At 73.5% G+C, this 3894-nt stretch carries 4 protein-coding genes; all 4 read right to left on the bottom strand.

Going from position 1 to position 3894, the window contains the following annotated elements:
• Nucleotides 1-662, bottom strand: a 662-nt coding sequence (locus RIF68_RS30285) for an arylamine N-acetyltransferase (protein ID WP_309054470.1), incomplete at its 3' end; no start/stop codon positions are given.
• Nucleotides 663-688: 26 nt separating this feature from the next.
• Nucleotides 689-1960 (bottom strand): MFS transporter, encoded by a 1272-nt coding sequence (locus tag RIF68_RS30280; RefSeq protein WP_309054469.1) that lies wholly within the window; start codon nt 1958-1960, stop codon nt 689-691.
• A complete protein-coding gene (locus RIF68_RS30275; RefSeq protein ID WP_309054468.1) occupies nt 1957-2592 on the bottom strand; it encodes a helix-turn-helix domain-containing protein in 636 nt (211 codons plus the stop codon). Before RIF68_RS30275 ends, RIF68_RS30280 begins: the two co-directional genes overlap by 4 nt.
• 49 nt (nt 2593-2641) lie before the next feature.
• A partial coding sequence (locus RIF68_RS30270) for a ComEC/Rec2 family competence protein (protein ID WP_309054467.1) occupies nt 2642-3894 on the bottom strand: 1253 nt, incomplete at its 5' end.

The following is a 3894-nucleotide window of genomic DNA, read 5'->3' as shown; positions in this document are numbered from 1 at the left end:
GCGGGCGACGTCTGGTGGTACCAGGCACCGGCGGCGAAGTCGGCGAGTTCGCGCGGGCGCGTCTCCAGCCGGTACTGCGGCTTTCCCTCGTACAGCACGTCCAGGTCGCCCTCGGCCGTCTCCCGTACGAGGAAGGTCCCGGCCGGGTCCTTCTGCTCGCCGCGCTCGTCGTAGGCGAGCGGATGGTGGCTGTGCTCGCCGAAGCCGACGTCCGCGAGCCACCGCCGCCCGTCCTCCGTCAGGACCAGGAGCGCCATGTGGTCGTACGGGATGCCGGGCCGCCCCGCCGGGTCGAAGACGCGCCCCTGGAGGAGGGAGACCTGAAAGCCGAGTGACCGCAGGAGCGCGGCGAACGCGGTGTTGACCTCGTAGCAGAAGCCGCCCCTGCGCCTCTCCACCACCTTGTCGACCAGCGCCCTCTCGTCCAGCACGACGGGCTCGCCGAGATGGATCGAGAGATTCTCGAAGGGGACGCCGCGCAGGTGGCGCACGTGGAGGTCACTCAGGGCGTGGGCGTCCGCGCGGTCGGGCCGGTCCGCCCCGATACGGCGCAGGTACGCGTCGACGGTGGCGGCCGGCAGGAGGCCGGTCGGGGCCTCGTGGGCCCCGGTCGGCGGGAGGGTGGTCGGGGCGGGTCCGCCCCCGGTCTGCTGAGTGGTCATGCGGCCAGTCTGCCCGACCGGGCAGATCACGTGACGGGTGCCGGTTCCCCTTCCCTGGAGGGGAGTTGGCGCATCCGGGCCAGGGGCGAGGGCAGGATCCACAGGACGGCGAGCATGGCTCCGACGGTGGCGATCCACAGCGTGGGGCGAAGACCGAGGGCGGTGCCGAGCAGACCGCCGGCGAGCGCGCCGACCGGGCGGAACCCGTGGTTGAGCGTACGGAAGGCGCCCATCACCCGGGCCCGGATCCCATCGGGTATCACCGCCATCTGGAAGGAGCCGGCGGCGATGTCCACGAGCATGACGCCCACGCAGGAGAGGAACTCCGCGACGAACAGCAGGCCGACGACCAGCGGGAACGGACCGTCGGCCAGGGGTATGAGGACCAGCGGCGCGGTGAAGCCGAGAAAGCCGGCGACGATGGAGGGCCCGATGCCGATCCTGCGGACCACCGTGCCGCTCAGCACGGCACCGAGCAGTCCGCCGACGGCACCCGCGGCGAGCACCGCTCCCAGCACTCCCGCGCTCAGGCCGAGTTCAGCGGTCGCGTAGAGCACGAAGAGGGTGTGGAACATGTAGTTGAAGAACTGCACGGTGCCGGAGGCCGCGAACAGCACGCGCATGGAGCGCTCCCGGATCACCCAGCGGAGCCCTTCGGTGAAGTGGCCTTTGCCCGCGGGGGCGGCCGGGGGCTCCTCGGGTCGTATCCGTGCCAGGTATCCGGCCGACACCAGGTAGGTGAGGGCGTCGGCCACCAGGGCGAAGGGGGCGGTGAGGAACTGCACGAGCAGGCCGCCGATGCCGGGGCCGGCCAGCCAGGACGCCGAACGGCTGCCGTTCACCAGCGAATTGGCCTGCACATAGCGGTCGGTGGGAACGAGCGCGACGAGGATCGTGCTGTTGCAGACCTCGAACAGCACGGTGAGCGCCCCGACCGCGAAGGCGACCCCGTACAGCTGGACCAGTGTGAGGGCGTCGAAGGCGTAGGCGACGGGCAGCGTCAGGAGCAGCGCCGCCCGTGCGAGGTCGGTGGCGATCATGACGTGCCGGCGGCGGGCCTGCCGGTCGGCCCAGGCGCCGAGCGGCATGTTGAGCAGGAGGGCGGGGAGCAGTTCGGCGGTCTTGAGCCAGCCCATGGAGGCGGCGTCCGCGCCGAGGACCAGGACGGCGGCGAGCGGGATGGCGATGAGGGAGATCTGGTCGCCGACGAGGGAGACGGTCTGTCCCGTCCAGTACCGGCGGAAGACACGCTCGCGCAGCAGCGCGGGAACGCGGTCGGCGAGGGGCACCTCGGTCACTCCTTCTCGTCGGCGGGGACGTCCTGGTCCAGGTAGGCGATGCGCATGATGCTGACGGCGCGGGCCCCCTCGGGTCGGAGCGAACGGTCGTTCTCCCGCTCCTCGTAGGGCCGGAGCAACTCCTCGATCCGCTTCCCCAGGTCGGCCAGCTCCCCGGGGGTGAGGTGGAGCAGGGAGTCGCCGAGCTGTTCGGCCTCGCGCCACTCCTTCGGAATGCCGCGCCGGTTCTCCATGGCGCGGGTGAACCGCTCGAAGTAGCGCTCGGCGACGGCGGCGCTCAGCGCGTCGGCGGCCTCCGCGACCGCCGGGTCCTCGCTGTACTCCGGCCATTCCGTGTACTGGGCGGTGGCCCGCCATGGCTTCTGCCGCCCGTGCCCGCCGGGCGCCTCCTCCACGAGGCCGTACTTGGCGAGTATGCGCAGGTGGTAGGAGCAGCTGGCCACGGACTCCCCGGTCAGGGCGGCGGCCCGGGTGGCGGTGAAGGGGCCGTTGCTGCGGAGCAGGCCGACCAGGGTCAGCCGCAGGGGGTGGGCGTATGCCCGCAGGGCACGGGGATCGGTCAGTCGGATGCTGCGGGGCTGCTCCTCTCCGGGGCGGGGTTCGCTGGGGCGGGGTCCACTCTTCTCCGGCATGATGAAAAGGTATCTTTAGAAAGATTCCTTTACAAGCGCTCTTCGGCACTCACCCTCCCTTCGCCACGGCGGCGAGCCCGGGTCCCGCGCCCACCACCGCGATCGCCCCGTCCCGGTCCGTCCGCAAGACCCTCGCCCCGCCCGCGCCCAGCGCCGCCACCGTGCGGGGCGAGGGATGCCCGTACGGGTTGTCGGCCCCTGCCGAGACCAGTGCCAGCCGTGGCCGCACCGCCCGCATCAGCCCGGGGTCCTGGTGCGCCGAGCCGTGATGGGCCACCTTCAGCACGTCGACCGGACCCAGCTCCGGACGGCTTCGCAACAGGGCCGCCTGCGCCGGTGGTTCGAGGTCCCCGAGCAGCAGCAACCTCGCACCGGCCGCGGTCCGGACGAGCAAGGTGACGCTGGAGTCGTTCGCCCCGGTCCCCGGCGCGGGGCGCCCGGCGACCGGCCAGAGCACCCACCACTCCAGGGCACCGATCCTGCGGTGCTCCCCCGCCACGGCGCGCACCAGCGGCACCCCCGCCTGTGCCGCCGTCCGCCGGACGAACGCCGCCTGCCCCGGCGGCTCCTGGAGCCCCGTCGTCTGGATGGCCCCCACCGCGCGATCGCGCAACACCCCCGGCAGCCCCGCCACGTGATCCGCGTGGAAGTGTGTGAGGACGATCAACGGCACCTCTTCCACCCCGAGTTCGCGCAGGCAGCGGTCGACCGGCCCCGCTTCCGGGCCCGCGTCCACGACGACGGCCGCGCCGCCGCCCGCCGCGAGCACCACGGCGTCCCCCTGCCCCACCTGGCACAGGGCCAGCGCCCAGCCCGGCGGCGGCCACCCGGTGGCCCACCGTGCCAGCGGCGCCGGCCTAACGACCACCAGGACCAGCACGACGGTCAGGACCGCGCCGATCACCCCCCTGTACGGCAACCGACGGGCGCCGAACACCACCAGGGCCGTGAGCACCGCGAGCCCCAGACCGCCCCACCAACCGCCCGGCCAGCCCACCTCCGCACCCGGCAGCGCCGCGCCCCTCCGAGCCACCGTGGCGATCCACCCGGCCGGCCACCCCGCCACCCAGGCCACTCCCTCCGCGGCCGGCGCCCACAGCGGCGCCAGGGCGAGCGCGGCGAAGCCGAGCACCGTCGCCGGGGCGACGGCGAACTCCGCGAACAGGTTCGCCGGGATCGCGACCAGGCTCACCCGCGCCGCGAACACCACCACGACCGGCGCGCACACCGCCTGCGCCGCCAGGGCCGCCGCGAGCGCCTCCGCGATCCGGTCCGGCATCCTGCGACGGCGCGGGATGCCGG

This window comes from Streptomyces sp. (assembly GCF_031178505.1).
In the GTDB taxonomy this organism is placed as follows: domain Bacteria; phylum Actinomycetota; class Actinomycetes; order Streptomycetales; family Streptomycetaceae; genus Streptomyces; species Streptomyces gulbargensis.
The sequence above is the reverse complement of the archived record's forward strand: the minus strand, read 5'-3'. Positions and strand labels throughout refer to the sequence as shown.